The sequence below is a fragment of the Allocoleopsis franciscana PCC 7113 genome (assembly GCF_000317515.1).
Classification (GTDB): Bacteria; Cyanobacteriota; Cyanobacteriia; order Cyanobacteriales; family Coleofasciculaceae; genus Allocoleopsis; species Allocoleopsis franciscana.
Genome location: NC_019738.1, coordinates 5,325,956 through 5,348,891 on the forward strand (window position 1 = coordinate 5,325,956; position 22,936 = coordinate 5,348,891).

Consider the following 22,936-nt stretch of genomic DNA (forward strand, 5'->3'; position numbering starts at 1 on the left):
TACCTGAGATGCCATACAGTCAATTTAGCATAGACCAAATCGAGACAAATTTTGGAATAACTATCTCTGAAAGAGTCGGGATTTTTGCTGATATATCTGAGGTTACGTACAGTGATTTTCTTGCAGAACTTTTGCAAGAATATATACCTTTAGCTCTGGCTATTGATACAGAAAAATCTCGTTCAGAATTAATAATAGCACCAATTTTAGTTGAACTCAAAAAGCAATTAAATTATCAGGTAAGTTTATTTTCAGGGAAAGAATTTAATGTTGCCCCTGAAAGAGGCTTAAGTGGTTTTTGTGATTTTTTAATCAGCCGTTCACCAGAACAGTTATTGATTAAGGCACCAGTGATCACTTTAGTGGAGGCAAAAAATGATAACATTCAATCCGGGTTGGGGCAATGTATGGCAGAAATGTTAGCGGCTCAGTTATTTAACGAGCGTAAAGGAAATGAAATTAAAACAATCTATGGTGCTGTGACCACAGGAAGTATCTGGAAATTCATGAGACTAGAAGGGCAAGTGATTGAAATTGACTTAAATGAGTATTTCCTGAGTAATGTGGGGAAAATATTAGGAATTTTCCGCAGCGGCCTTGAGTCTAATCGTTAATTAGACAACAATAAAAAAAGCGATAAATTTGTTTGCGGATGCTGCCTTAGTATGAATTTCTGTAGCGAGCGCTCGCATCCAATGCCATCTGTTTGTAAGAGGCATCTTTGACAGTTTTGGCAACCTCAAGGGCTTTGTCGTCCTGACCTTTCTCTGCTAAGATTATTGCGATCGTTGCTAATGCCCTCGCTTTGAAATCGGCGTGGTTGATACTTTGAACTGCCTCAAGAGCTTTGTCGTACTGACCAGCAGTGGCATAACTGAGGGAATTATAAGCCAACGCCGAATCCGTATCTAACAACGTATGTCCTGGACCTCGGCCACCGAGCAAACCGTATGCTTCTGTGTTGGGGCCGCATTCTATGCCGTTCTCTCGTATGATTGGAGGCTCGGCAGGACGTGGGATTTTAGACCAGTTGGATCGCCCATCATCTTTGGTTTTACAGATGAGTACTGTTGTCAAAATTTCACCTGTCTGTTCATTAGGAACTAATAGGTAGACAGTCGAAACATAGCCTCTGAGTCCGTTTTTGCGAGGGGTTGCATAGTTAAATACCGCTAAGGGCGTGGCACGAATTGAATAGTCGTAGTTTTTTGTCTGAGGTTTAATGCTAATACCCAGAGATGCCATGGAATCGGAAAACTTTTGCTGCTCTAGAAAGTAAGCACTCTGGGCACGGTTCATGCTGCCGAGATTGTTTATTGCTTCCCTTTCCTTATCCTTCCGACTTTGGCGAAACATAGAAGGGATGACTATGACAAAAAGCAAGGCGACAATAATATATTGAAGACTCTTCAACAACGGCTCTTTCACTATATGTAGCAAACATTTAGCTAATTGATATGATAGCCGCTAAAAAGTTTAGCGATCGCCTTCAGTCTCTTCAGCCCTTTGGGACAGAATCCCTACTGCTTGGGATTTTGGTTCGGCTACGGCATACTGCTGGGAAATATCTGCCCAAATCATGGCTTTAGTATCAGCCTCTTTGAGGGTGTTGGCGATTTCAAGAGCTTGGGACAGAATTTCCATCGCTTGGGATTGTTGCCCTGCGACGGCATACTGTTGGGCAATATCTGTTAACACCCAAGCTTTGATGTCATCATCGGGGATGGTTTTGGCGACCTCAAGGGCTTGGGAGAGGCTGGGAGTGGATTGCACCCTTTGATGAGTGTTGGCACGAGTAATTGCCTTTAACGCCTTCTCTTTGAGAGGACTCGAATCGATGGCTTGGGCTACTACCAGGGCTTGGTTGTACTGTCCCGTGACGGCATAATTAACAGAGTTATAGGCCAAAGCCGAATCTTTGCCTAACATAATCCGTCCTGTTGGATTGTCGGTGGTGCGATTGAGGTATTGGGTATTGGAGCCACACTCTAGGACGTTACCCTGCACAATTGGCTCAGTGAGGTCACTTTGTTCCTCTAGCACAATAGGCTCACAAGCGATCGCGATCGTTACAAGCTCATCCTTTCCCTCGTTACCCGATTCCAGGAACACACCCCCCACATAGCTTGTCACCTCCTTGTTGCGGGACGTTGCATAGTTAAATACAGCTAAAGGTGTAGCATGAGTGGAATATTCATAGTTTTCGGTCGGATTTTTCATGCCAATTGCCAAGGTTTGGACGGAATCGGCAAACTTCTGATGCTTTAAGAAATACGATTGCTGGGCACGGTTGATGATACCAAGACCGCTTTTGCCTTGGCACGACTTGCAGCCCCCTCGGTAAACCATAAAATTGGGCACAGCAACCGCAAAAACCAAGACAGCCGCAGATTGGAGTAACGCTAAGCCCCCAATCCGACCATAGCGTGCTTTCTGGACAGTTCCTTCACTCTTATGACTGGCGGCTTGCAATGCCATCAGGGCTTGACGTGCCTGGGAAAAGCGTCGTTCGGGAGCGGGGTCTGTGAGTTTCTCAATCCAGTGAGCGAAACTAGGGGTAAGGGTGACTTTATCCTGAAATTGCAGACGCATCCGCTGCTGGGGTAAGTTCGCTGGAGATGTGCCTGTTAACAAATGAATCAGGGTTGCTCCCAAAGCATACAGATCACTGGCACTCACGGCACGTCCCCACAGTTGTTCCGGTGGAGCATAACCGCCAGTTCCTACTACTGTGAAAGTAACTTTCTCTGCCTTGGCTTTTTCTTGCACCGCCCCGAAATCCACCAAGTAAACTTGCTCATTTTCTGCCCAAATAATATTGCTGGGCTTGATGTCGCGATGTAGAACTGGCGGACTTAATTCATGTAAATAAATCAAGATATTGAGCAACTGGGTGGCTATCTCTTTGGCCTCAGCTTCACTAAAGCGCTGGCGACTGTTGAAAAGTTGTTGTAAGGATAGGCCTTTGATGTAGTCCTGCACTAATCCAAACCAAGGTAGACCTCCGCCTGTCTCCTTGTCCACCGAAAAATAATCGCGATACCGAGGAATTTGGGGATGGTTAAGATGTTTTAAAACTTGCGCCTCTCGTTCAAATAACTTCAGGTCGTCCCACTGAGTCTGAGGGCTAAAAGGCAACAGTTTAACAATGACTGGCTGTTTGGGTTCTGCTGCTAAATCAAAAGCCAGCCAAGTTTGACGACTGGGATTGTTGCTCAATTTTTGAGAGAGTTGATAACGTCCCTGTAAAATCTGTTCGGCTTGCAGCATAATTTCTTGTTGTTTGTTGTGCGTTGATCTCAAGTCTGGACTTCACCCCGCTAGACCTCATAGTCTGGCTTCGTCACTATCCTGTGTTAGCCCAGCGAGACAACCTAAACTGACTTGTCAAATACCCTAGGGGAGAGATCAATCCACTATCTAAACCATCAAATAGAGCAACTTTAACTTTCATCTCTTTCCTCATTTATCCGGCTGACAGCCAATTTTTAATTTTTTGGGCCAACCATTCGCACTCCGCTTCCCATAGTTCCTCGCCTAACACATATCTCTGATTGCCAGAGTGGATCACTATTCCTTCAAACGGTATCGCTTCAATGCTTTTAATGTCTGAGATTCGGCAAGAGCTGTAGCGTTCATTATTAAAACTCAATAAAAATTTATTAATGATCCTATTGTCAAAAGGTCGATCAAAGATTATATGGTTTCCTTTTTTATAGATATAGAGGCTCTGAATGCCAAAGCAAGCCAATCGGGCTTGATTGATATCATCTCGAACTATTTTCAGTTCTTTTACGGTCTTTTTAGCTGACCATGATAGAAAGAGAGTTAACGGAATAACTAGCAACAACGCAGATAGCTTTAAATTCCCCGTTAGTATGGCAAAGACTACCGAAAAACCCCCTAATAGTCCTATCACCATCGGTGAAATCAGCAAGAGCAAGGATGCTAAACTGAGAAGTAATTTCCCGCCAAACCGAATCAGGTTATGAAGGGAGAGTTGACCGACATGAACTTGAATCCATAATTGATTTTGATCGGCTTGAGCTTGAATGTGCCGTGTTGCAGGCTTACGGATTGTTGGTTCGGAAAAGGGCAGTGAACGACCCGTTTTAAGAGCCTCTAGGGCCTGAGTGGCGCTGACAAATCGCCGTTCTAAATCGGGTTCTGTCATGGATTCAATCCATGAAGGTAAATCATAATCTCCAGGACTTGGGTGGCAATGGCTTTTACCTGCTCTTCTGAAAAGCGCTGACTCTCATCCAACCGTTGCTCAAGGGAGTAGCCTGGAATAGAATCTTGCACTGTAACGGTAGTACCTATCTCGTGGGTGTGACCACTTATGCAAGAAAACTCATGAAAGAACCGGATTTTTCAAGGGAAAAGACTGGCGCATTGAGTTCTTGCTTCCATCCTCAGCCCTTCACCTCAAGGATTTAAAGCTGAATTAACGTTCCGACTCCTGACTTGCAGCGCTGTGAGCTTTGATACTTGTGTGAACTTTTTAAAGGTAAAGGAGGAGTTAGATTTTTTCCTGCCTCTATCCTCCAAAATCCCGCAAAACCTGTCAATGTCTGCCCTTTGATAGTGTGTGCCTGATCAGATGCAAATTTAAGCTGGAACTTGTCAGTTAGCTGTTTTGAAGCAAAATTGTATGAGTTCTGAACAACCCAATTCGTCTATCAACCCAGAAAAGGAGCGGCATCAAGAGGACTCTGTGCTCAAAGATACTGTCGATCCACAAGATTTAGCTTATACGAGTGGCTCTGTCTCAAATCCAGATGAACTTCGCAGTAACCCGGCAGTAGTTCCTCAAACCCTCGATGAACCTGCTGATATCCGAGAGGGTTTCAAGTTCGACAGAGATAGAGACACCGAGTAATCATCAATCCGGTTCGTCCACTCCTTTAATCCTCCTAGGAGTGGGTATGGCTACCCGAAGTATTTATCCAACGGCAACTGCCAGTGTGGTTAGTTATGGGATGGACAAGAGTGATTGGCGCTTTATCCTAACCAGTGATATTTGAGTCCGCGAGGGGCTGAGATGGGTTAAGCCCTTGCAGGGAGATTGAGTTCTTTGTCACAGTGAGAGAGTCAACTCTATTACTGCTGTTATGATTAAACCTGCTCGTGCCTCTAATTCCCCTCAAGTTGATGCCTCACTTCCGGAAAATTGGAACTACGAGACAACTGTTGCTCAAGTGGAAACGATTATTCACCAGATTGAAACGGGTGAATTAGAACTCGCAGACGTTTTTGAACAATTTGCCGCCGCTGTGAGGTACCTACGTCAGTGTGAGGCTTTCCTACAACAGCGGCAGCAACAAATGGATTTGGTGATTGAGACACTCGAAGAAGAGTCAGATTTTTAGGGGTTGCAACCCTAAATTTGACTTTGATTTTGACCGATTATCTAGCCCAGTCTTTGAATTCCCACATGTTTGATAAAGGCATACCAATCTGTATTAAAACCCTTAAATTCAAGGTCTTTTAGGGTAAATTTTACATGATTCCGATCAAGGGGTAATTTAACAACGTTATTGGCATCTGGCTTGTCGGTTAAAAGCACCAGTTCAGTGCCTGCGGGTATAACTTGTTTTGATTGATCGTTGAGTACGCTACTATCGTCAACGGGTTCTCGCTTGATGACGGTGTCTACGTTGAAGACCATTTTCAGGAAACCTTGTTGATTCCCGATGGTTGTTTTATCCACGGGAATTTTTACGATATTTTTTTCGGTTTGCTTGGAAACCATTGCATCGATCGTTGTTACAGAGCTGAGTACTTTCTGAGTAATTTCGGCATCCCTTGAATAAGCATACCAATCACTATTAAAGCCCTTGAATTGAAGTTTTTCAAAGGTTAATCTATAGTGGTCTTGGTTGCTGGAGGGTGGCCCATAGGACTGGATCACAAGTAACGTACCCACAGGAACCGACTGACGCTTATTACTTGGCAGGTCTGAGGCTTGAATAACTTCTCGTTTCAGAATTGTATCTCGTTTAAAGAGAATTCGGGTTAAGCTTGCCATATTTTATCCTGAACATTAGATAAGTTTGACAATGTATTCTTCAACTGATACTGCCACGTTTCCAGACTTACTTGTTAGATATTTATATATTTCTTAAGCCTGCACGAATGATTTGTTGTTTCGACAAGGAGAAACAAAGGAGTGCGATCGCATCCTTCACCCTTTCAAAAGCGTGATTTAACTGATACTGCCCCGCTTCCGCGCTTCCTTATAAGAGGTTCCGACATTTCTTAATCCGACGCGAATCATTTGTTGTTCTAGCAAGGCGAAGAAACGGGCGCGATCGCCACCTCGGACAACGGCTTGATTATGCGCCTCTGCCAATGCCACCGGATAGCCAAATCCTTTGTGAACCTGTGCTAGGGTCAAGCTGAGAGCTTGATTAAGTAACGAGGAATTCTCTGCAACCCATTGGGGCATTTCAATCCGAGCCACTTCTGTGCCAACGTGGACATAGCAGAAGTAAATGCGATGATCGCCGTATAAGTCCAAAATTCGGGCAGAACTGCGAAACAAGGGGCTGCGCTGTCCTGGTTGCAACAAAGTAGTCCAAAACGCGGCATCTCGCAAGGGGTCAACAATTTGGCAGGGAAACTTATCGATGATGCTAGCGCAGTGAGTCGCGCAGTCAGGCATCTCGTGAGGACAAGCTTGTAGTCGGAGGAAATTCAATGCTTCCAGGCTACGAGAGGCGCTCAAATATCCTAACAGGGGAACGTTGACAGAACGCAGTTGATTCCAGGCGTCTAAAATGGGGGGCAAAATGCGATCGCGTGCCTCCCCTGGCATCCCTTCCAAAAACCAGTAAATCAGCGAACCATCCACCATTGCTAAATTAGGAATATCAAAATGGGAGCCTGGTGGATTGACCCAACGGCAGGCCATTTCTGCTAACATGATTACCTCTGAAACCGTCCGCCGATGCCCCATCCATTCTTCGGTACGAATACCCCATTGCCGGGAAACATATAAGTCTTCAGGTCGGTAAAATACTTCAGGTAAGCTATCTAACAAAGGATGCAAACTCTGTCCATAGTGCAACATCACCCGACCGACATTAATCAGATAACAGTAGGCAATTTCATGATGAGAGGGCGCAATTTGTGACCCATCGGTGGCGAAGATGGTGTGGCTTTCTGGGGGAGAATTAAGGTCAATTCGAGTATCCAGAGGTTCAATCGGTGTGGCGGCGGTGAACGTCATGCGCTCTCGCCATTGTTGTTGCCGTTTCACCAATTCTTCCTGTTGAAGCAGAGCTTGTAATAGTAGTTGTTGACCGAGTTCCAAGCGTTGGCGACTTGCCGCTGCCTCTAATCTCAAGTGCTGACTAATCCCAGGAATTTGCCCTGCAAGTTTTGTTAAATCTAGCATTGGTCAAGAGAGTTAAAAGTTGCAAGGTTGAATGTTGGATGTTTGGGAGAGCCGTCGAACGTTGAAAGGTTTAATATTAGAAAATTTCTCAGATAAACCGCTAACATTCAACTGACTCACCAACGCTTTGACTGCTGCTGTGCACTACAAGCTTTTGACATCCTCTCCGGCGTGAACGCACGGAGATTCCCAAACCTCACGATTTAGGTTTCTGCTTCTTTCCATTACTGGTTTTTCGCAACTGCCCTTTGGACTTATGCCCATCAGGTCTTACGTTCGCTCCACAGACTTTCACCGCAAGCCCTGCGGCGAGAATATTCTGTGCGGCATTGATGTCTCGGTCGTGGTGAGTTCCGCATTCGGGACAATCCCACTCTCGAACATCAAGCGGCAATTTATCAACAATGTGACCGCAGTTTCCGCAGCGTTTCGAGCTTGGGAACCAACGGTCAATCTTAACCAGTGTCCGACCGTACCACTGGCACTTGTATTCCAACTGACGAACCAATTGGGACCTAGAAGCATCAGCAATGGCTTGAGCCAGCTTGTGGTTCTTCATCATATTCTTCACAGCCAAGTCTTCAACAGCAATCGTTTGGTTTTCACGTACCAGTCGAGTCGTGAGCTTGTGAAGGAAATCTGTCCTGGAGTCGGCAATAGCGGCATGAATTCGCGCTACTTCAATCCTTGCCTTCTCTCTGTTATTGGAGCCTTTGAGTTTGCGAGACAACGCTTTTTGAGCTTGTCTCAACTTATATCTAAGGCGCTTAAAATGCTTGGGATTGACAATCTTTTCTCCGTCGCTGGTGGCAATCAAGGAGGTGATTCCCGCATCAATCCCTATCGCCCTATCAATAGTCGGCAGCAATTCAATTGTGTGGTCAACCAGGAGCGAGACAAACCAGCGTCCCGATGCGTTTAGTCTGACGGTAACAGTGGAGGGTTCGCAGCCTGCCGGGATAGTGCGGCTCCAGCGAATACCCAGAGGCTCAGAACACTTGGCGAGAAACAGTTGTCCGTCTTTCCACTTAAATGCTGCACGGGTAAACTCAGCACTGCCTCCATTCCGCTTTTTCTTAAAGTTGGGATACTTGGTGCGACCTGCCCAGAAGTTAGTAAAGGCTTTTTGCAAGTTTCTCAATCCTTGCTGCAACGGGACGCTGCTAACTTCGTTGAGGAACTGCAAATCCTCTTGTTTCTTCCATTCGGTCAGCATCCCAGAGGTATGCTTGTAGTCAACTCGCTCCTGTTTTTCGTACCAGGCTTCGGTTCTGGTATGCAAAGCTCTGTTGTAGACCAACCTCACGCAACCCAGCGTTCGGCGCAAGAGTTGTTCTTGCTCCTGTGTTGGGTAAAAGCGGTATCGGTAGGCTTTTTGAGTCATGCCTTACATTGTGCCTTTTTTGTGTAAGTAAAGCCGTGCTAGAAGCACCAGGAGCTTTAGTGAGGAGTTTTAAACCCAAATTTCCTGATAACCTTACAACCTAAACAGGCCAAACTGAAAAATCCTGTGCAAACTCTGCCAATGACAATAGCTGAATTTTGGGGTCATTTCGAGCCACTTCCTGATGTGCGGTGGTGTTATAACCCCAATCGGCTAAGTAGAGTCTTACCTCTGTGAGGTCAGGTTGCTGTTGCACAGATTGTAAGGTTTTTAGTCGGTCTTCCACAAACCAGAGCGTCGTCGCGTCACCGGGAAATATCTCCAACAGTTGTCGCAGTGTTTGGTGTTTAGGGCGCTTGCATTCTTTGCCGATAATTCTCTCTTCGGAGAGTTCAATTCCTTGTTGCTGTAAAAGCTGCTTGACGAAACGCCCTTCTTTAGTCGTCACGATGAACAGTTGTGTTACGATTTCTGGGGATGATGTTTGTCCAGCACACAGCGTTTTAGAAAGCCGCTCGATTACACCCGGATAGAATCGATGCAAACCTAACCAGCTCTCTAAATCAGTGGCAATCCATTCATCCCGAACCGCATCGACTCGCTTACCGATATCGGCTGAATCCAAGTTTTCGGTTTCAATCAGGGATTGGGCTACTTTTGACCAATCTTGCAAAATCTTTTCTTCTGAGATGTTGAGTACGAGTGCCCGGAGTAAAATAGGCATTTCCCAGCCAATTTCGACTACGGGTCGTAAGCGGTAGAATTGGGAGGCTAAATCAATCGGTGGTGTTTGGCTATCGGGTTGCCAGATTTGAGTATAAGTACGCCAGGAAGTCTGGAAATACTCAAGCAATCCGTCACAGAGGACACCGTCAAAATCGAGAGCGAGAATTCTGGGGGAACGAGCCGGCATAGTTAGAGTCGATGGAACTTTACTTTCTTGTTTTGACAAAATATCATCTATCTTAAGGCTGACAGGAGTGGTGCACTAGATAGGGTAAATTTCCCTTTTGGAAAGCTAGATCTTGCCAAAGGTGGAGGTAAAAAAGAGCGGATTTATAGCCTATTCAAATTACAGTGATTGAGATCGTTAGTAGCTGTGATCTAAATCAATACTAGCTGTGACCGAAACTAAAAAAACGAGTCTTTATAAGGGTTTTAGCTATGTCCGCTTGCCTTGGGATAACGGTGATTTTCAGAAAAAATTGAACTTCTACAAATCTTTAAATATAAGTTACACATACTCATGGCAACTTTACAGCTAAGTTAATCGTCTCACATTAGGATAATGTTGTGGAGAGTTAACCGCTGGAGCAAGGAAGCTTGTTATCCGAAGTTTTATCGCCCGAAGTTTAAGCCAAGCATCGAACCTTAAAAAACTGAAATATTAATTCTAATATGTTCAGTATAACCCATAAAAAAAATTTCCATATAAGGGTGCTTTAAAAACACAAATTTATCAGGGACTTAGGTTAAATAGAGGGCTACTGTCTGAAACATATTGAAATCAAAAGAGGCATCGATGAAATTTAATCAGAAACTAGCTCAACGCTTATTTTTATGCCTAACGCCTTTCGTCACAGGCTCTATATTCGCCACTTTACCGGGCTTTGCTGCGACTCTAGCTACTTCTGAAGCAACCCTGAATTTTAGCAATTTTAGTCATAATCCTCTCACCATTGAGACAGAGATAAATCCTAATTTTCCGCAAATTACAAATGACGGTCGAGTGATAACCGAATCCATAGCCAATGCGAATTTTAACGTTGATTCCACTCGTCCCTCTGCAACAACAGCTATTATTTCATCGATGAGTACTGTTCATGGAGATGGTGATGAGTATTCGGGGGCAGCACAAAGCTCTGCAAGATTAGTCGGTTACAATTTCCAAGTTACAGCAGGCGAAACCTTTTCCTTGGACTTTACGGGTTCGTTAAAGCTCAACACCCGTGTGGATTCTGAGGATGAGACAGCTAATGCTGTTGGCAATCTAGCGTTTCAGTTGTTCGATAGCAATAACTTGAATAACCCGCTAGCTTTCTTCATTATTTCGAGTGGATTAGACTCTTTAAATAATAGTGATTTTCTCATTCCACCGTTTACTAGTTCAAACATAACTTTTCTACCCAATCAAACCAGCTATACGACTTCTTTTGGGGGGAATGAAGAGTCAGCAAATGCTAGTTTCACGGGAAGAGTATCTATGTTTTTCGCTGACGCAACGAATCTAATCTTAAGGCAATTTAGTTCTAATTCTTCATCCGCAGGGGCTTCTTGCCCTGCGCGTTAAACGTTCTAGAAGAGGACTACTTGACGAGTTGAGCTATTGACCCATAGCCTCTTCAAATCTGGAGGTAAGGATTCAGGTCGAGCTAAACAGGATAGATCGTCTCATCTTCCTTACGCCATGCAGGATCAACGATGCAAATAAATACCAGCATCTCTTCCCCACAATTACGAATAAATTGCCTAGCATTCGGTGGAATGTACACCGCATCTCCAGGTTCTACGATCTGAAGTTCACCATCTATATGCATCTCTCCTTTGCCACTAAGAATGTAATAGACTTCGGAAGTTGTCAAAGAGTGGGGGGTTGATGTTTTTCCAATGGGAACTATTGCATGAGCTAGGCTATATCGTAATTCTAAAGGTTGCTTATCAGGATGCAACAGCTCTCGCAAAAGGGTGCCATCTCCGGCGATGAATTCTTCGCACATCCTAAGTTTTTGAATCAACATTTTTTATCCTCTATTTAGAAAGGAAATTAGCGGTAATTTTGAGCAAGATACTCGTTAGGGTTGACATTGATTGCAGGAAAGGTGAGCAATCCATCCTTAAACATAGCTCCTAAACGGGTAATACCGGAAGTAGTCTCGTCGGTAGTACCTATTAGCTCAGGCTTGCTGGTGTTGCCATTGCTGCATAAATCTGGCGGTAATGTTACCGCCATCATCAAAGATGATGTGAGGTTTGGGTGCAAAGGCAGCTTGGATGTATTGAGAGTTTAAAGATGGATGGCTATCACGCTTCAGAGATGGGTGGGAAAGTGAACCACAATCATCGACGTATCGGGATGAATTCGTGCGATCGCTTCAGGCTGTACCAGTTGTCCTGGCAGACCCAACAAACTATTCGGTTGAGTATGTGCCGTTAAAATTAATAAATCATCCATTTGCAGCATTTGTGAGACTTTTCTGACAAAATTTCCTCGTATTAACGACACGGGAGTATCAGAACTTAAGCCGACAGATTCTGGATTAAAGGGTGAACTTCCAGGGCTAGTTACAAGCATGACTAACTCAAGAGTCGCTTTAAGTTCTGTGGCAATATTCTTCGCTAGGGTTACAGTTTGCTGGAATGCCACCAATGAAGTTTGCTGATCTGCCGCCGCAAAAAGGACTCGTCCTGTATTCTTAATCGGCTGAGGAAAACGGCTAATTAAGACAGGTACATCAGAGCGCCTGAGTACATTGTCAATCACATTGCCGAAAAAGTTATCGCGGGTGGTTGAATAACCCTTCCAACCACAAATAATTAAAGTGGCATTACGCTCCGATGCGGTGCGGGTAATCCCTCTATCAATGGCATCATCAACTCGACCAATCGTCTCAACATCACATGCAGCAGCATGAGCAATGGTTTCAGCCGCCGCCAATAGCTGAGTTTGCAGCATCCTCGCTTCCGGTGCAACACGTCCAGCATTATCAGATAGAACATGAAGAGGTAGCAAGGTGCCATCAGCCGTTTTCGCTAAAATTAAAGCCAAGTTGAGCAGGTTATCTTCCGTATTAGGGTTGGCAACAGGAACCAAAACTCGCTGGGCTAATGGCTGAACGCTTTCAGATTCATCAATTGAACTGGATGCTTGTGGATTCACATCCTTACCCCAGCGTTCCGTAATCCAAGGCGAAGCAACACAGGTGACAAGAATCATGGCAATAATGCCATTGACGGTTAACTGATCGACCAGTTTGATATTGTAGGCTACCGTAATAGCGGCTAAAGTCGATGCCGCCTGAGCCACAGAAAGGCCAAACATCACCATAATGCTAGGAAACTGAAATCCAAAAAATTTCCCCGGTCCCCAAGCGGCTAAGAACTTACTCAGTAACTCAGCTGCAATCATGACGACTGCAATCAACAGAGATTTTGGCTCCTTGATTAAGATCAGTGGGTCAATTAACATTCCTACCGAAATCAGAAAAAAGGGCACAAATAAGGTATTGCCAATGAACTGAATCCGATTCATCAATGGACTGAACTGAGGGATGAGTTCAGTAATCGCAATTCCTGCTAAGAATGCTCCAATAATCGGCTCAATTTCAATCCGACCCGCCACAAAAGACACGACAAACAAAGTGGCTAGGACGAAGATAAATTCTGCACTTTCGTCATGCCCAAATTGGCGGAAGAACCAGCGACCTAATTTAGGAACGCCCCATAAAGTGGCAAAGGTATAAATGGCCAATGCTGGAATTAGGAATAACCAAAAATTGAGGGTGAGATTTCCGCCGTGAGCTTTAACGACAACGGCGAGAACCAAAAGTCCTAGCACATTGGTAATGAGTGTCCCCCCCAAGGTAGCGGTTACAGGTTGCGATCGCATAATCCCCAACTTGGTGAGGATGGGTAATGCCAACAGCGTGTGAGTCGCAAAACAAGATGCTACCAAGATTGAAGCCAGCCAGCTATATCCTAATAGCAACATAGACCCCGTTCCCAGCACCATCGGAATCGAAAAAGTCGCTAACCCAAAAATAACCGCTTTGTTGGCATTGTATTTCAGGTCATCGAGGCTAGTTTCCAACCCCGCCATAAACATCAAAAACAGCAGACCCACCGTACCGAGTAGGACAATTGTCTCATTCCGTGCCAAAAGACCAAGTCCATTTGGACCGACCACCACACCCGCCAGGATTAAACCCACAATCCCAGGAAGTCGCAACCGCTCAAACAGTAATGGTGCGACCAGCATAATCGCCAAAATAATCAGAAAGACCGCTACAGGGTCGGTAATCGGACCCGGTAAGAACGCAACAGGAGTCAACCCAGATGCTTGTATAGCACGGAAAAATTCAGGGTAGATAGCAGACGAGAGTGTTTCCACAACGTTTCTCCAGAAGACTGGTGGGAAAGGGATCAACGAGATTCTTTCTTGTCGATGGTTTAATTACACCAGTGTGGCAGAGTTGCAGACTCGACTGTTTCACACCGTGGGGAGATGACTTTGACCCTCATAGCCAACGATTCTGAACGTTATAGAGGAATTAGGTCAAAATCAGGGACTCTTGATTCAAGAATCTTTAGACTTACGCAACATAAAAATTTTGATGAGGGAAAAATCATGTTTGACAGTGGGGGAATAGTACTGGCAAGCCATAGCTGGGTCGCTTGGTTGGCGCAGCTAGCTCCAGCCGCTACCGATATCGACACGGCAGAGCAAGCCGCTTTGGTCTTTAGCGGACCCAAATTTTTTACAGCTTTGCTTTCTGGGGTATTGTTGGCGTTTGGTTTTCAGTTATTGTTAACCAACCTCTCCGTTGCCGCCGGGATCTCTTACTTGGGGCGTTCATCCGATTCAGATTCAGATAAAGATGATGACGAGAGCGTAGGCAGTACGATTCGCAAAATTAGTACGGGTGTAGGAATTTGGACAGTGGTGACTGTGACCATTGCCCTATTCATTGCTTGTTTCTTAGCAGTGAAACTGAGCTTATTCAATGCGTGGTGGTTTGGGGCGATTGTTGGTCTAGTGATTTGGGCCACCTACTTCTCGCTGCTGGTTTGGGTCAGTTCGACCGCCGTGGGTTCTCTCGTTGGGTCAGTCGTCCATGCCGCCACTTCCGGCTTTCAAGCGATTGTGGGAACCGCCACCGCTGCGATTGGCGGTGGCGTTGCCAGTCGGCAAATGGTGGCTACGGCTGAAGCCGCTGCCGGTGCTTTCCGCCGTGAATTGACCGCCGGGATAGACCCGGTGAGTATCCGGGAGAACGTGGAGGATTACTTACAATCGTTGCGTCCCCCAGAACTCAATGTGCAAGCGATTCGCTCTGAGTTTGAAAACTTACTTAATGACCCAAATTTGAAGGAAGTTGCTAAGAGTGGTAACCTCCGGGATGTTGACCGACAGACATTTGTGGATTTGGTCAGCAGCCGTAGTGATCTATCAAAACGGGATGTCAATCGGCTGGCTGATCAACTCGAAGCCGCTTGGAAAAAAACGGTGAGCCAGTTACCTCAGCCAAGAGATGCCATGGGGGAATTGGTCGATTACCTGAAAAATTCCACGGCACAGCAACTATTGGGAAGGGAGTTTTCTCAGAAACTAGATGAACTGGTTGGAGAATTGCGCCAACGCCGCCAGTCCCACGAGAAAGAGCAACAGCCAGCTAGCCCCATGGCTCAGGCGATGACGCTGGGAGTGAATAGCCTGATTGGGTTGGTGATGGGACGAACCGATCTTTCTGATTTGGATGTAGAAAAAGTGGTCGGTCAGCTCAAAAAAGTCAAAGACCAAGTGGGTGACCAAGCGGGTAAAATTACCGCTCAGGTGAGCCGGGATCAAGCCGCGTTGCCATACAGTACGGTTCGAGCGGATGTAGAAAACTATCTACTCGATACTCCCGTCTGGAAGCTCACGAATCAACAACTTCTTGAGCGGGAGTTTAGGGATGTACTTTATGACCCAGCCGCTGACCCAGGAACCATTGCTGCTGAGTTGGAGCCTTTGCATCGGTCAGATTTTGCTGACTTACTGCAACAGAAGGGTCTGTTGACTCAAAAGCAAATTAGGGAAATTTCCAACTCCTTAGAAGCGATTCGCTTGGAGGTTTTGACTGAAGCGGAGGCGGCTCAAGAGCGAGGGCAAACCCTGGCTTTATATCATGAAGTGGAACAATATCTGCTCACCACTCCCCAACAAGACCTGACTCCAGAAAAAATTCAGCTCAACTTTAAACCGATTCTGGAAGACTCAGATGCGGATCATGGACTCCTGAACAATCGTTTAGCCCAGTTTGACCGCTCTACATTTGCTAGGATTCTCAGCCAGCGACAAGACTTAACGATCGAGGAAGTAGACGCGATTATTCCTCACTTAGAACAAGCACGCGATCGCGCTCTAGTTGAATCTCAAGAAGTGCAAGAAGCGGCTAAGGCACAAATTGAGGCTCAGTGGCTCAAAGTTCAGTCCTTACTGCGCGATACAGGCAGAGCAGAACTGAATCCCGATCACGTTGAGCGGGAGTTGAAAATGGTTTTGCATAGCCCACAAGCCGGATTAGCAGCCCTTCGGGCGAGAGCTGCTCGTTTTGACCGGGATACGTTGGTGCAGCTATTGAACCAGCGTCAAGATTTGAGTGAAGAGCAAATCAATCAAACGTTGGATCGAGTAGAAAGATCGTGGACTCGCATCACTCACACACCCCAACAAATCGCTGGAAAAGCAAAAGAGCAATACGACCAAGTCATGTCGTCCCTTGCCGATTACCTGCGATCGACGGGGAAAGCTGAACTCAATCCCGAAGGAATTCAGCGAGACTTAACCAGACTGCTGGACAATCCGAGAGCGGGTACATCTGCTTTGAGATCGCGTTTGGCACGTATTGATCGGGATACCTTGGTGAAGTTGCTCTCTCAACGGCAGGATTTGAGTGAGGCACAAGTCAATCAGATTATTGACGATGTAGAGTTAACGATTCGCAACATTGTCAAGGCTCCCCGACGCCTTGCCAGACGGACTCAGCGTCAGGTGCAAGATTTCCAAGGTGCGATCGCCGATTACCTACGCTCTACCGGGAAGGACGAACTCAATCCCGACGGGATTAAGCGTGATGTTCAGCTACTGCTGCATGATCCCCGCGCAGGAGTATCCAGTTTGAGTGATCGTTTGTCTCACTTTGACCGAGATACTCTTGTGAAGCTGTTGTCCCAACGGGAGGATATCTCGGAAGCCGATGTGAACCGGATTGCCGATCAAATTCTGGGCGTGCGCGACCAAATGATGGCACAAATGCGGGATTTACAACTCAGCATTCAGGCAGCAGTTGATCGGATTTTTGCCAAAATCCGCAATTATCTCAACAGCCTCGACCGTCCGGAACTCAACTACGATGGCATCAAGGCTGACCTGCGTAAGTTGTTTGATGACCCACAAGCGGGGTTTGAAGCGATGCGCGATCGCTTGAGTCAGTTTGACCGGGATACCCTGGTGGCAGTCATGAGTTCCCGCGAGGATATTTCTGAGGCTGACGTCAACCGCATCATTGACCAGATTGAGCGTACCCGTAACAGCGTGTTGCATCGAGCAGAACGTATGCAGCAGGAAGCTCAACGACGTATTGAGCAGGTCAAGTATCAAGCTCAGCGTCAGGCTGAAGAAACGCGCAAAGCGGCGGCATCGGCGGCTTGGTGGTTGTTTGGTACGGCGTCGGTTTCTGCGATCGCGTCAGCCATTGCCGGTGCTTTAGCGGTTGCTGGTTAACGGTTGAACGTTTTGCGATCGATTTTCTTGCAGTAAGCCACTCTATATCTATATAGAGTGGCTTGTTTTTTTGGGAGTTAGGGATTGAGAGCAAGACAAATGCAAACAGACTGCCACTTTCTAAACTCTCTGAGGAAAGTGATTTGAGCGCCGTCCAGTTTTTTCTAACGAGACTTAAACAAAAATCAGCTTGAAATAATTGGATTTCATTGGGGGTAAAGACTCATTACCCCTAATTCTAGCGGCGCAGCCTCTTACACCTAAGCTTAAACAATGAAGTCTAAGGAGGCATAAACGTTGGTTGTATCCTGGACAATAGCAATCAGATCACCATATCGGTAGATAGCCGTATCCAAAGCTGAACTGCCACCAAAATTCTGAGACTTATCCAATGTATAGTCGCCAATGCTACCGCCGACCCGAATCTTGTCACCTTCCCAATACTTAAAGTCAGTTATAGTAGCGTATCCAGAGCCTAGATACTTGATCTCGGTATAGGAGCCGTTGTAGCCCAAACCGAATGTGTCAGCCCCAGCACCACCCGTGAGGATGTCCTGATCGGTGGTAGAACCGCCAAAGGCCCCATCAAGATAATCATTGCCGTTACCACCAACTATCAAGTCGTTGCCACCACCCCCGTATAGAAAATCATTACCATCTTCACCATAGAGGGTGTCATTACCTACTGGGGCTGACCCCCCTCCAAGAATGTTATCGCCATAGAGAGCGTCGTTATCTGCTCCACCGTAGAGTTGATCTGCGCCAGCCCCTCCTATGAGATTGTCGCTGCCATTTTCACCATAGAGAAAATCATTACCATTTTCACCATAGAGAAAATCATTGCCATTCCAGCCCTTCAACGTGTCTTGACCGTCCCCTCCATATACGGTGTCATTATTAGTATTTCCCCAGATAAAATCATTGCCCCCATAACCCCGTGCCAGAAGGATATCAGAACCCAGGTAATTGAAGTAATCGTTTCCAGAAGTGCCATTGTAGTTGTAAGTCATGTCAGTTGTTCCTAAATTTCAAGGGGAGCTTGATTGTTGTGCCTTAGAAGTTGAGCAATTCTTAGCAAGCGGTCTAACCTGCTTATTAAGATTGAAAGAACGTAATTATCAAGTTGGTCTTTAAACTGAGGGTTAAGCTTCCTTGCCCTCCTTCTGTCTATTACTCAACTCAAACACCCGGTGTTTTATGCAAAATTGAAAAATTAATTTATGTAACGAATTGCATAAAATTCTGCTTCTTTAGGTTGAGTAACAATCAGAGGTTCCTGATTCAATACATCATGAATAAATACTCAACACGACTCGTTAACCAGACACAACTGGAGTATCAAGCTGATGCTTCACCCGCTTATTTGAAGAAACGAAAACAATAGTGAACGCTCTATTCAAGAGTTGCACCTCCAGTGGTATTTTCAAGACTATGGATGAGCGACTCGAAAAGCTAATCACAGAGGTACAACAACACGCTCCCCAATCTGAGGAGTGGCAGTTGGCGTTAACTCAACTGGTCAAAGAAATTCTCCGATCGCGAAAAATTGGTCGTCCGCCTATCGGTCAATCTCTATCTGGTGTTTACCAAGAAATTTACGAGCAAGCACAACAGCAACTTATACATAAGGTAGGTGAAGAACTTAGCAACTACAACCCAAAACGTATCCCTGTAAGAACATGGGTCAATACCCTGCGAAATCTTGCTTTTAGAACAGTCTTGGATGATGTGCAACTCAAGAAACTAGCCTTAGAAGCTCAACGGCACCCACCCCATAGCGACTTACGACAACATGCTTTAGAAGAATTAGTGGAAGCCATTCGGCTATCAGGCAAGCTGAGCCACCCACATCGCACAAGATTTTCCCCCCAGTTTTATGACCTGCTTTATGAAGAAGCGGTGAATAAAACTTTGATTTATGTCTGTCGGAAGATTGACAAATATGACCCCGAACGTGGTCAGGACAAAAAATTTATGACTTGGGTCAATTTCCGACTAGATCGGGTCATTCTAGAGACCAGCAGAGAATTCAAAGACCCCAAAATCGTAGACTTACCTTCAATGAGTGATTTAGAAGAGAGATTACCCTCCGATGAATCACCTTCATTGTTTGAGCAACTTCGTGAATCTATAGAGGAAGATGCCAAAAATCTGTTTAAAAAGACACATATCCGAAATCGTTGTGATGCTAATTTTCAAGCGATAGCCTTAGCCAGATTTTCGGGTCAAAGCTGGGAAGAAATTTCAACCCAATTCAGAATACCCTTACCAACATTAAGCAGTTTCTTTCAACGTTCTTGCGAAAAATTTCGCTCCCATTTTAGTCAATAGTTACCCCAGCTTCAAACTTATTCTCCCCCTCAATGAGGCAACATCCATGAACCCGAATCAATCCATCATTAACCCTGTTCTTGAACCTTGGACTTTCACCGTTCCCTTAGCCTTGGAGGCTCATGGGCGAGCAGAAGAGTTTCGACGTTACCAATCGAATCCTGGCAAAGCCAAACAAATTTATCTGAATACCCTCGCTGTGTATGCCGTGCATGTTTACTTACAGTGCCGGGGATTTGAGACGGACTTGGAGAGAAGCGATAGTTGGAACCCGATGATGCAGATGCTGATGGATACGGCTGATTTGTTGGTCAAAGATCACGGCAAGTTGGAATGTAGACCCGTGTTGCCAGAAGCAGAGGTTGTCGGCGTTCCCCCAGAAGTCTGGGAAGAACGGATGGGCTATGTTGCAGTCCAGCTTTCTGAATCCTTGAGAGAAGCAACGCTGCTGGGATTTGTGCAGAAGGTGGCAAAGTCAGAGGTACCCCTGAGCCAATTGCGATCGCTAGGAGAGTTACCAGGCTATCTGCATCAAATTAAACCCGTGATCAACCTGAGTCAATGGTTTGAGGATATCTTTGAAGCGGGTTGGCAAGCTGTGGAAGCCCTTTTAGCGGAACCTGCCGAGTTAGCGTTTAACTACAGAAGCGCTTCCCTTGAGGTGAGGCGGTGCAAGCAGATTGAACTGGCAACGGCAGATCGCTCAGTGGCGCTGATTGTCGCACTCATCGGAGAATCAGAGCAGGACATGGATATTAGCGTAGAGGTGCAGCCCACAAACGGTCAATTCTATCTACCTGCCAATCTACAGCTAATGGTACTCAATGAGGATGGAGAAGCGGTGATGGATATCCGTGCGGGTAGCAATAATAAGACCATTCAATTAGAGTTTGGTGGGGAAGCCGGAGACCGTTTCGGCGTTAAGGTGGTTTTGGGTGAGGTTAGCGTAACAGAGAATTTCATCATTTAAATAGCCGCAGCAATCGCTAGGAGTTGGCGATGGGGAAGTTAATCGTTCTCAAAGTAGATGGTGATTTCAATCAAGGTTTTCGGGTAACCCTGGAGATTGGCGACTATGGCGATCGCCCAGAAGTGGAGGTTTTGGGCAACTTGCCCCCCGCGCCGGAACTGGTTGCACAGTATAGCGGCTGGCAGTCAAGCTATCGCCGTTTGGGCAAGGCTACCCGTATCCTTAAAGCCAAAGGAGCGAAGATTGATGGTTCCCTCAAAACCAGGAAACAAGAATGCCGCACCCAATCCTTTGAGTTTTGCGATCGCCTCAATACCTGGCTCAAGGCTGAGTCCTTTCTCTCAATCCGAGAAAAGTGGCTCTCAAAAGTCAGCACCTCTGATCAGGTGCGGGTGCTCATTCGTGCCAACAACCCGCAACTCTGGCAACTCCCCTGGCACCAGTGGGATTTATTGGAACGCTACACCTTTGCAGAAATTGGAATCAGTTCTCTGGAGTGTGAAGCACCTCCGAGAAGAGAGAAGCCTCCTGATCGCTCACAGGTTAAAATTCTCGCGATTTTGGGCAATAGCCAAGACATTCAAGTAGAACAAGACCGACAACGGCTAGAGAATTTACCCAACGCCGCCACAACATTTTTGGTGGAACCGCAACGCCAAGAACTCAATGATCAACTTTGGCAGCAGCATTGGGATATTTTATTCTTTGCAGGTCATAGTCAGACCGAAGGTGAAAGAGGGCGGATTTATCTCAACCAAACCGATAGCTTAACCCTGGACGAACTCAAGTATTCCCTACAAAAAGCAGTGGCAGGCGGGTTGCAACTAGCGATTTTCAACTCCTGTGATGGATTGGGATTAGCTAGGGAGTTAGACAAATTGCACATCCCCCAAATGATTGTGATGCGGGAACCAGTGCCAGACCTTGTGGCACAGGAATTTTTAAAGTATTTTCTTGATAGCTTTGCCAGGGGTGAGTCTCTCTATCGAGCCGTGCAGGAAGCGCGGCAGCAATTGCAAGGTTTAGAAGATGACTTTCCCTGTGCTAGCTGGTTGCCCGTGATTTATCAGAATCCTGCGGCTGTGCCTTTGACATGGTTACAATCGCCCGAACCTGCCACAGAACTTCCCTCTGTACAACCGGTTCCCCCAACCTTGCCCCCCTGGCATCGCTGGCGAACCGTCTTGGTTACCAGTTGGGTGGTTACCAGCTTAGTGCTGGGGGTGCGATCGCTGGGACTCCTGCAACGTTGGGAGTTAAAAAGCTACGATCAGCTCCTCCGTCAACGTCCTTCAGAATTAGCCGATGCTCGTATCCTGCTAGTGGGAGCCGATGAAGAGGATATTCGTGAATACAAGCATCCGCTACCCGATGCCGTTCTGGCGAAGCTGATTGAAAAACTGGAGCAATATCGACCCGTTGCGATCGGACTGGATATTTTTCGCGACCAAGCTGTACCGCCCGGTCATAATGCACTCGTCACCCAATTAAAGCACAATCAACGTCTGGTTACCGTATGCTTCGGCACCGATCCAGAACATGCGGCTGCCCCTCCGCCCCACAGTCCGGCAGACCAATTAGGCTTTAATGACTTACAACATGACAATGACTATACTGTTCGCCGCTATCTCCAATCCCGTACCCCAAATCCGATCGCTCCCCTTTCAGTTTGCAAGACACCTTATTCCTTCAGCCTGCAACTAGCCTACCGATATTTAGAAGCTAAAGGTATCCCAGTAAACACAACTCCTGATAAAAACTGGCAGTTGGGTCATGTCATCTTTAAACGTTTAGAGCCTCATAGCGGAGGATACCAAAAGCTGGATGCACGGGGAAACCAGGTGTTAATCAATTACCGTAACACTCCTCAGATTGCTCAATTCGTTACTCTCAAACAGGTCTTCGCCGGGAAGTTGGAGCCGGAATGGGTGAAGGATCGGGTCGTTCTGATCGGTGTCACCGCCGCCAGCATTCAAGATGATCACAATACCCCTTATGGCAGAAGACGAGGACTGGAAGTTCATGCACACTTAGTGAGTCAGATGCTCAGTGCTGTTCAGGATGGACGCCCGCTGATTTGGTGGCTGCCTCTATGGGGTGATGCTTTGTGGATTTGGGCTTGGTCACTGACGGGTGGAATACTTGTGTGGCAGATGCGATCGCGTTGTGTGGGCAAGGCAGAATCACCACGACGATTGGTTCTAGCGGTTGGCATCTCTGTTAGTGTTTTGTATGGACTCTGTTGGGTAATCTTGCTCCAAGGGGGTTGGCTACCCCTGATTCCGGCAGCAGTCGCTTTAGTAATTACAGGTGGTGCCATCGCCTACATTCCATTTCCCAGCCGTCAGCCGCAGTAGACATACCGCA

The 22,936-nt window shown here is 46.2% G+C and carries 19 protein-coding genes and 2 pseudogenes; 8 read left to right on the forward strand and 13 right to left on the reverse strand.

Annotated features, from left to right (window positions below; genetic code table 11):
* Window positions 1-8 precede the first annotated feature (8 nt).
* Window positions 9-614 carry a hypothetical protein gene (locus MIC7113_RS21890; RefSeq protein ID WP_015184368.1) on the forward strand — a complete coding sequence of 202 codons (606 nt, stop codon included), beginning with the start codon at window positions 9-11 and terminating at the stop codon, window positions 612-614.
* A 46-nt stretch (window positions 615-660) separates the two neighbouring features.
* Here MIC7113_RS21890 and MIC7113_RS33705 read toward each other — a convergent pair whose 3' ends face one another.
* The 5 genes and pseudogenes from MIC7113_RS33705 to MIC7113_RS38730 all read right to left on the reverse strand — a co-directional run bounded on the left by MIC7113_RS33705 (window position 661) and on the right by MIC7113_RS38730 (window position 4,305).
* On the reverse strand, window positions 661-1,356 hold the full coding sequence (locus MIC7113_RS33705) for a type IV pilin-like G/H family protein (RefSeq protein WP_226883708.1): 696 nt from the start codon (window positions 1,354-1,356) through the stop codon (window positions 661-663).
* A gap of 120 nt (window positions 1,357-1,476) precedes the next feature.
* Entirely contained in the window at window positions 1,477-2,478 is a 1,002-nt protein-coding gene (locus tag MIC7113_RS39285) for a type IV pilin-like G/H family protein (protein ID WP_390465352.1), read from the reverse strand.
* Window positions 2,464-3,270 (reverse strand): annotated as a pseudogene (locus tag MIC7113_RS39290) (serine/threonine protein kinase); the annotation flags it as partial. The gene MIC7113_RS39285 and the pseudogene MIC7113_RS39290, both read right to left, overlap by 15 nt.
* A 196-nt stretch (window positions 3,271-3,466) precedes the next feature.
* Entirely contained in the window at window positions 3,467-4,174 is a 708-nt protein-coding gene (locus tag MIC7113_RS21905) for a hypothetical protein (protein WP_015184372.1), read from the reverse strand.
* Entirely contained in the window at window positions 4,171-4,305 is a 135-nt protein-coding gene (locus MIC7113_RS38730) for a hypothetical protein (protein WP_256374766.1), read from the reverse strand. The genes MIC7113_RS21905 and MIC7113_RS38730 overlap by 4 nt, the downstream gene beginning before the upstream one ends.
* 349 nt (window positions 4,306-4,654) lie before the next feature.
* Between MIC7113_RS38730 and MIC7113_RS21910 the strand changes: the two genes are divergently transcribed.
* Both MIC7113_RS21910 and xseB read left to right on the forward strand, forming a co-directional pair.
* A complete protein-coding gene (locus tag MIC7113_RS21910) occupies window positions 4,655-4,882 on the forward strand; it encodes a hypothetical protein (RefSeq protein WP_015184373.1) in 228 nt (75 codons plus the stop codon).
* Window positions 4,883-5,114: 232 nt separating this feature from the next.
* A complete protein-coding gene (gene xseB / locus MIC7113_RS21915) occupies window positions 5,115-5,372 on the forward strand; it encodes an exodeoxyribonuclease VII small subunit (protein WP_015184375.1) in 258 nt (85 codons plus the stop codon).
* Window positions 5,373-5,413: 41 nt separating this feature from the next.
* Here xseB and MIC7113_RS21920 read toward each other — a convergent pair whose 3' ends face one another.
* From MIC7113_RS21920 to MIC7113_RS21935, 4 genes are all read right to left on the reverse strand, one after another.
* On the reverse strand, window positions 5,414-6,031 hold the full coding sequence (locus MIC7113_RS21920) for a hypothetical protein (RefSeq protein ID WP_015184376.1): 618 nt from the start codon (window positions 6,029-6,031) through the stop codon (window positions 5,414-5,416).
* Between the two features lie 177 nt (window positions 6,032-6,208).
* Window positions 6,209-7,402, reverse strand: coding sequence for a DNA double-strand break repair nuclease NurA (locus tag MIC7113_RS21925; RefSeq protein WP_015184377.1), 1,194 nt, complete (start codon window positions 7,400-7,402; stop codon window positions 6,209-6,211).
* 196 nt (window positions 7,403-7,598) lie between these two features.
* Complete coding sequence (locus MIC7113_RS21930) at window positions 7,599-8,786, reverse strand: RNA-guided endonuclease InsQ/TnpB family protein (protein WP_015184378.1); 1,188 nt, start codon at window positions 8,784-8,786, stop codon at window positions 7,599-7,601.
* 100 nt (window positions 8,787-8,886) lie between these two features.
* Entirely contained in the window at window positions 8,887-9,699 is an 813-nt protein-coding gene (locus MIC7113_RS21935) for an HAD family hydrolase (protein WP_015184379.1), read from the reverse strand.
* 609 nt (window positions 9,700-10,308) lie between these two features.
* Here MIC7113_RS21935 and MIC7113_RS21940 point away from each other — a divergent pair.
* Entirely contained in the window at window positions 10,309-11,076 is a 768-nt protein-coding gene (locus MIC7113_RS21940) for a hypothetical protein (protein WP_015184380.1), read from the forward strand.
* Between the two features lie 82 nt (window positions 11,077-11,158).
* Here the strand turns inward: MIC7113_RS21940 and MIC7113_RS21945 are convergent, their stop codons facing one another.
* The 3 genes and pseudogenes from MIC7113_RS21945 to MIC7113_RS21950 form a co-directional block, all read right to left on the reverse strand.
* The gene (locus tag MIC7113_RS21945; protein WP_015184381.1) at window positions 11,159-11,524 is read right to left on the reverse strand and encodes a cupin domain-containing protein; all 366 of its coding nucleotides are present in this window, start codon (window positions 11,522-11,524) and stop codon (window positions 11,159-11,161) included.
* A gap of 59 nt (window positions 11,525-11,583) precedes the next feature.
* Window positions 11,584-11,755 (reverse strand): annotated as a pseudogene (locus MIC7113_RS36745) (adenosylhomocysteinase); the annotation flags it as partial.
* Between the two features lie 59 nt (window positions 11,756-11,814).
* Window positions 11,815-13,761, reverse strand: a complete 1,947-nt coding sequence (locus tag MIC7113_RS21950; RefSeq protein WP_155898248.1) for a cation:proton antiporter domain-containing protein — start codon at window positions 13,759-13,761, stop codon at window positions 11,815-11,817.
* Window positions 13,762-14,130: 369 nt separating this feature from the next.
* Between MIC7113_RS21950 and MIC7113_RS21955 the strand changes: the two genes are divergently transcribed.
* Window positions 14,131-17,268 carry a YrzE family protein gene (locus MIC7113_RS21955; RefSeq protein ID WP_015184383.1) on the forward strand — a complete coding sequence of 1,046 codons (3,138 nt, stop codon included), beginning with the start codon at window positions 14,131-14,133 and terminating at the stop codon, window positions 17,266-17,268.
* Window positions 17,269-17,534: 266 nt separating this feature from the next.
* Here MIC7113_RS21955 and MIC7113_RS21960 read toward each other — a convergent pair whose 3' ends face one another.
* On the reverse strand, window positions 17,535-18,278 hold the full coding sequence (locus MIC7113_RS21960) for a calcium-binding protein (protein WP_015184384.1): 744 nt from the start codon (window positions 18,276-18,278) through the stop codon (window positions 17,535-17,537).
* A 421-nt stretch (window positions 18,279-18,699) separates the two neighbouring features.
* Here MIC7113_RS21960 and MIC7113_RS21965 point away from each other — a divergent pair, with 421 nt between their 5' ends.
* The 3 genes from MIC7113_RS21965 to MIC7113_RS21975 are packed head-to-tail and all read left to right on the forward strand — an operon-like array spanning window position 18,700 to window position 22,926.
* Window positions 18,700-19,599, forward strand: a complete 900-nt coding sequence (locus MIC7113_RS21965) for a hypothetical protein (protein ID WP_015184385.1) — start codon at window positions 18,700-18,702, stop codon at window positions 19,597-19,599.
* Between the two features lie 46 nt (window positions 19,600-19,645).
* Window positions 19,646-20,569: a DUF1822 family protein gene (locus MIC7113_RS21970; protein ID WP_015184386.1), complete on the forward strand. Its 924-nt coding sequence runs from the start codon at window positions 19,646-19,648 to the stop codon at window positions 20,567-20,569.
* 29 nt (window positions 20,570-20,598) lie between these two features.
* A complete protein-coding gene (locus MIC7113_RS21975) occupies window positions 20,599-22,926 on the forward strand; it encodes a CHASE2 domain-containing protein (protein WP_015184387.1) in 2,328 nt (775 codons plus the stop codon).
* The last annotated feature ends 10 nt before the right edge of the window (window positions 22,927-22,936 follow it).

What these genes read in the sequence shown, in the direction of transcription:
- MIC7113_RS21890 (WP_015184368.1), top strand. Translation starts at nt 9, where the DNA reads ATGCCATACAGTCAATTTAGCATAGACCAAATCGAGACAAATTTTGGA.
- MIC7113_RS33705 (WP_226883708.1), bottom strand. Translation starts at nt 1,356, where the DNA reads ATGTTTCGCCAAAGTCGGAAGGATAAGGAAAGGGAAGCAATAAACAAT.
- MIC7113_RS39285 (WP_390465352.1), bottom strand. Translation starts at nt 2,478, where the DNA reads ATGGCATTGCAAGCCGCCAGTCATAAGAGTGAAGGAACTGTCCAGAAA.
- MIC7113_RS21905 (WP_015184372.1), bottom strand. Translation starts at nt 4,174, where the DNA reads ATGACAGAACCCGATTTAGAACGGCGATTTGTCAGCGCCACTCAGGCC.
- MIC7113_RS21910 (WP_015184373.1), top strand. Translation starts at nt 4,655, where the DNA reads ATGAGTTCTGAACAACCCAATTCGTCTATCAACCCAGAAAAGGAGCGG.
- xseB (WP_015184375.1), top strand. Translation starts at nt 5,115, where the DNA reads ATGATTAAACCTGCTCGTGCCTCTAATTCCCCTCAAGTTGATGCCTCA.
- MIC7113_RS21920 (WP_015184376.1), bottom strand. Translation starts at nt 6,031, where the DNA reads ATGGCAAGCTTAACCCGAATTCTCTTTAAACGAGATACAATTCTGAAA.
- MIC7113_RS21925 (WP_015184377.1), bottom strand. Translation starts at nt 7,402, where the DNA reads ATGCTAGATTTAACAAAACTTGCAGGGCAAATTCCTGGGATTAGTCAG.
- MIC7113_RS21930 (WP_015184378.1), bottom strand. Translation starts at nt 8,786, where the DNA reads ATGACTCAAAAAGCCTACCGATACCGCTTTTACCCAACACAGGAGCAA.
- MIC7113_RS21935 (WP_015184379.1), bottom strand. Translation starts at nt 9,699, where the DNA reads ATGCCGGCTCGTTCCCCCAGAATTCTCGCTCTCGATTTTGACGGTGTC.
- MIC7113_RS21940 (WP_015184380.1), top strand. Translation starts at nt 10,309, where the DNA reads ATGAAATTTAATCAGAAACTAGCTCAACGCTTATTTTTATGCCTAACG.
- MIC7113_RS21945 (WP_015184381.1), bottom strand. Translation starts at nt 11,524, where the DNA reads ATGTTGATTCAAAAACTTAGGATGTGCGAAGAATTCATCGCCGGAGAT.
- MIC7113_RS21950 (WP_155898248.1), bottom strand. Translation starts at nt 13,761, where the DNA reads ATGCTGGTCGCACCATTACTGTTTGAGCGGTTGCGACTTCCTGGGATT.
- MIC7113_RS21955 (WP_015184383.1), top strand. Translation starts at nt 14,131, where the DNA reads ATGTTTGACAGTGGGGGAATAGTACTGGCAAGCCATAGCTGGGTCGCT.
- MIC7113_RS21960 (WP_015184384.1), bottom strand. Translation starts at nt 18,278, where the DNA reads ATGACTTACAACTACAATGGCACTTCTGGAAACGATTACTTCAATTAC.
- MIC7113_RS21965 (WP_015184385.1), top strand. Translation starts at nt 18,700, where the DNA reads ATGGATGAGCGACTCGAAAAGCTAATCACAGAGGTACAACAACACGCT.
- MIC7113_RS21970 (WP_015184386.1), top strand. Translation starts at nt 19,646, where the DNA reads ATGAACCCGAATCAATCCATCATTAACCCTGTTCTTGAACCTTGGACT.
- MIC7113_RS21975 (WP_015184387.1), top strand. Translation starts at nt 20,599, where the DNA reads ATGGGGAAGTTAATCGTTCTCAAAGTAGATGGTGATTTCAATCAAGGT.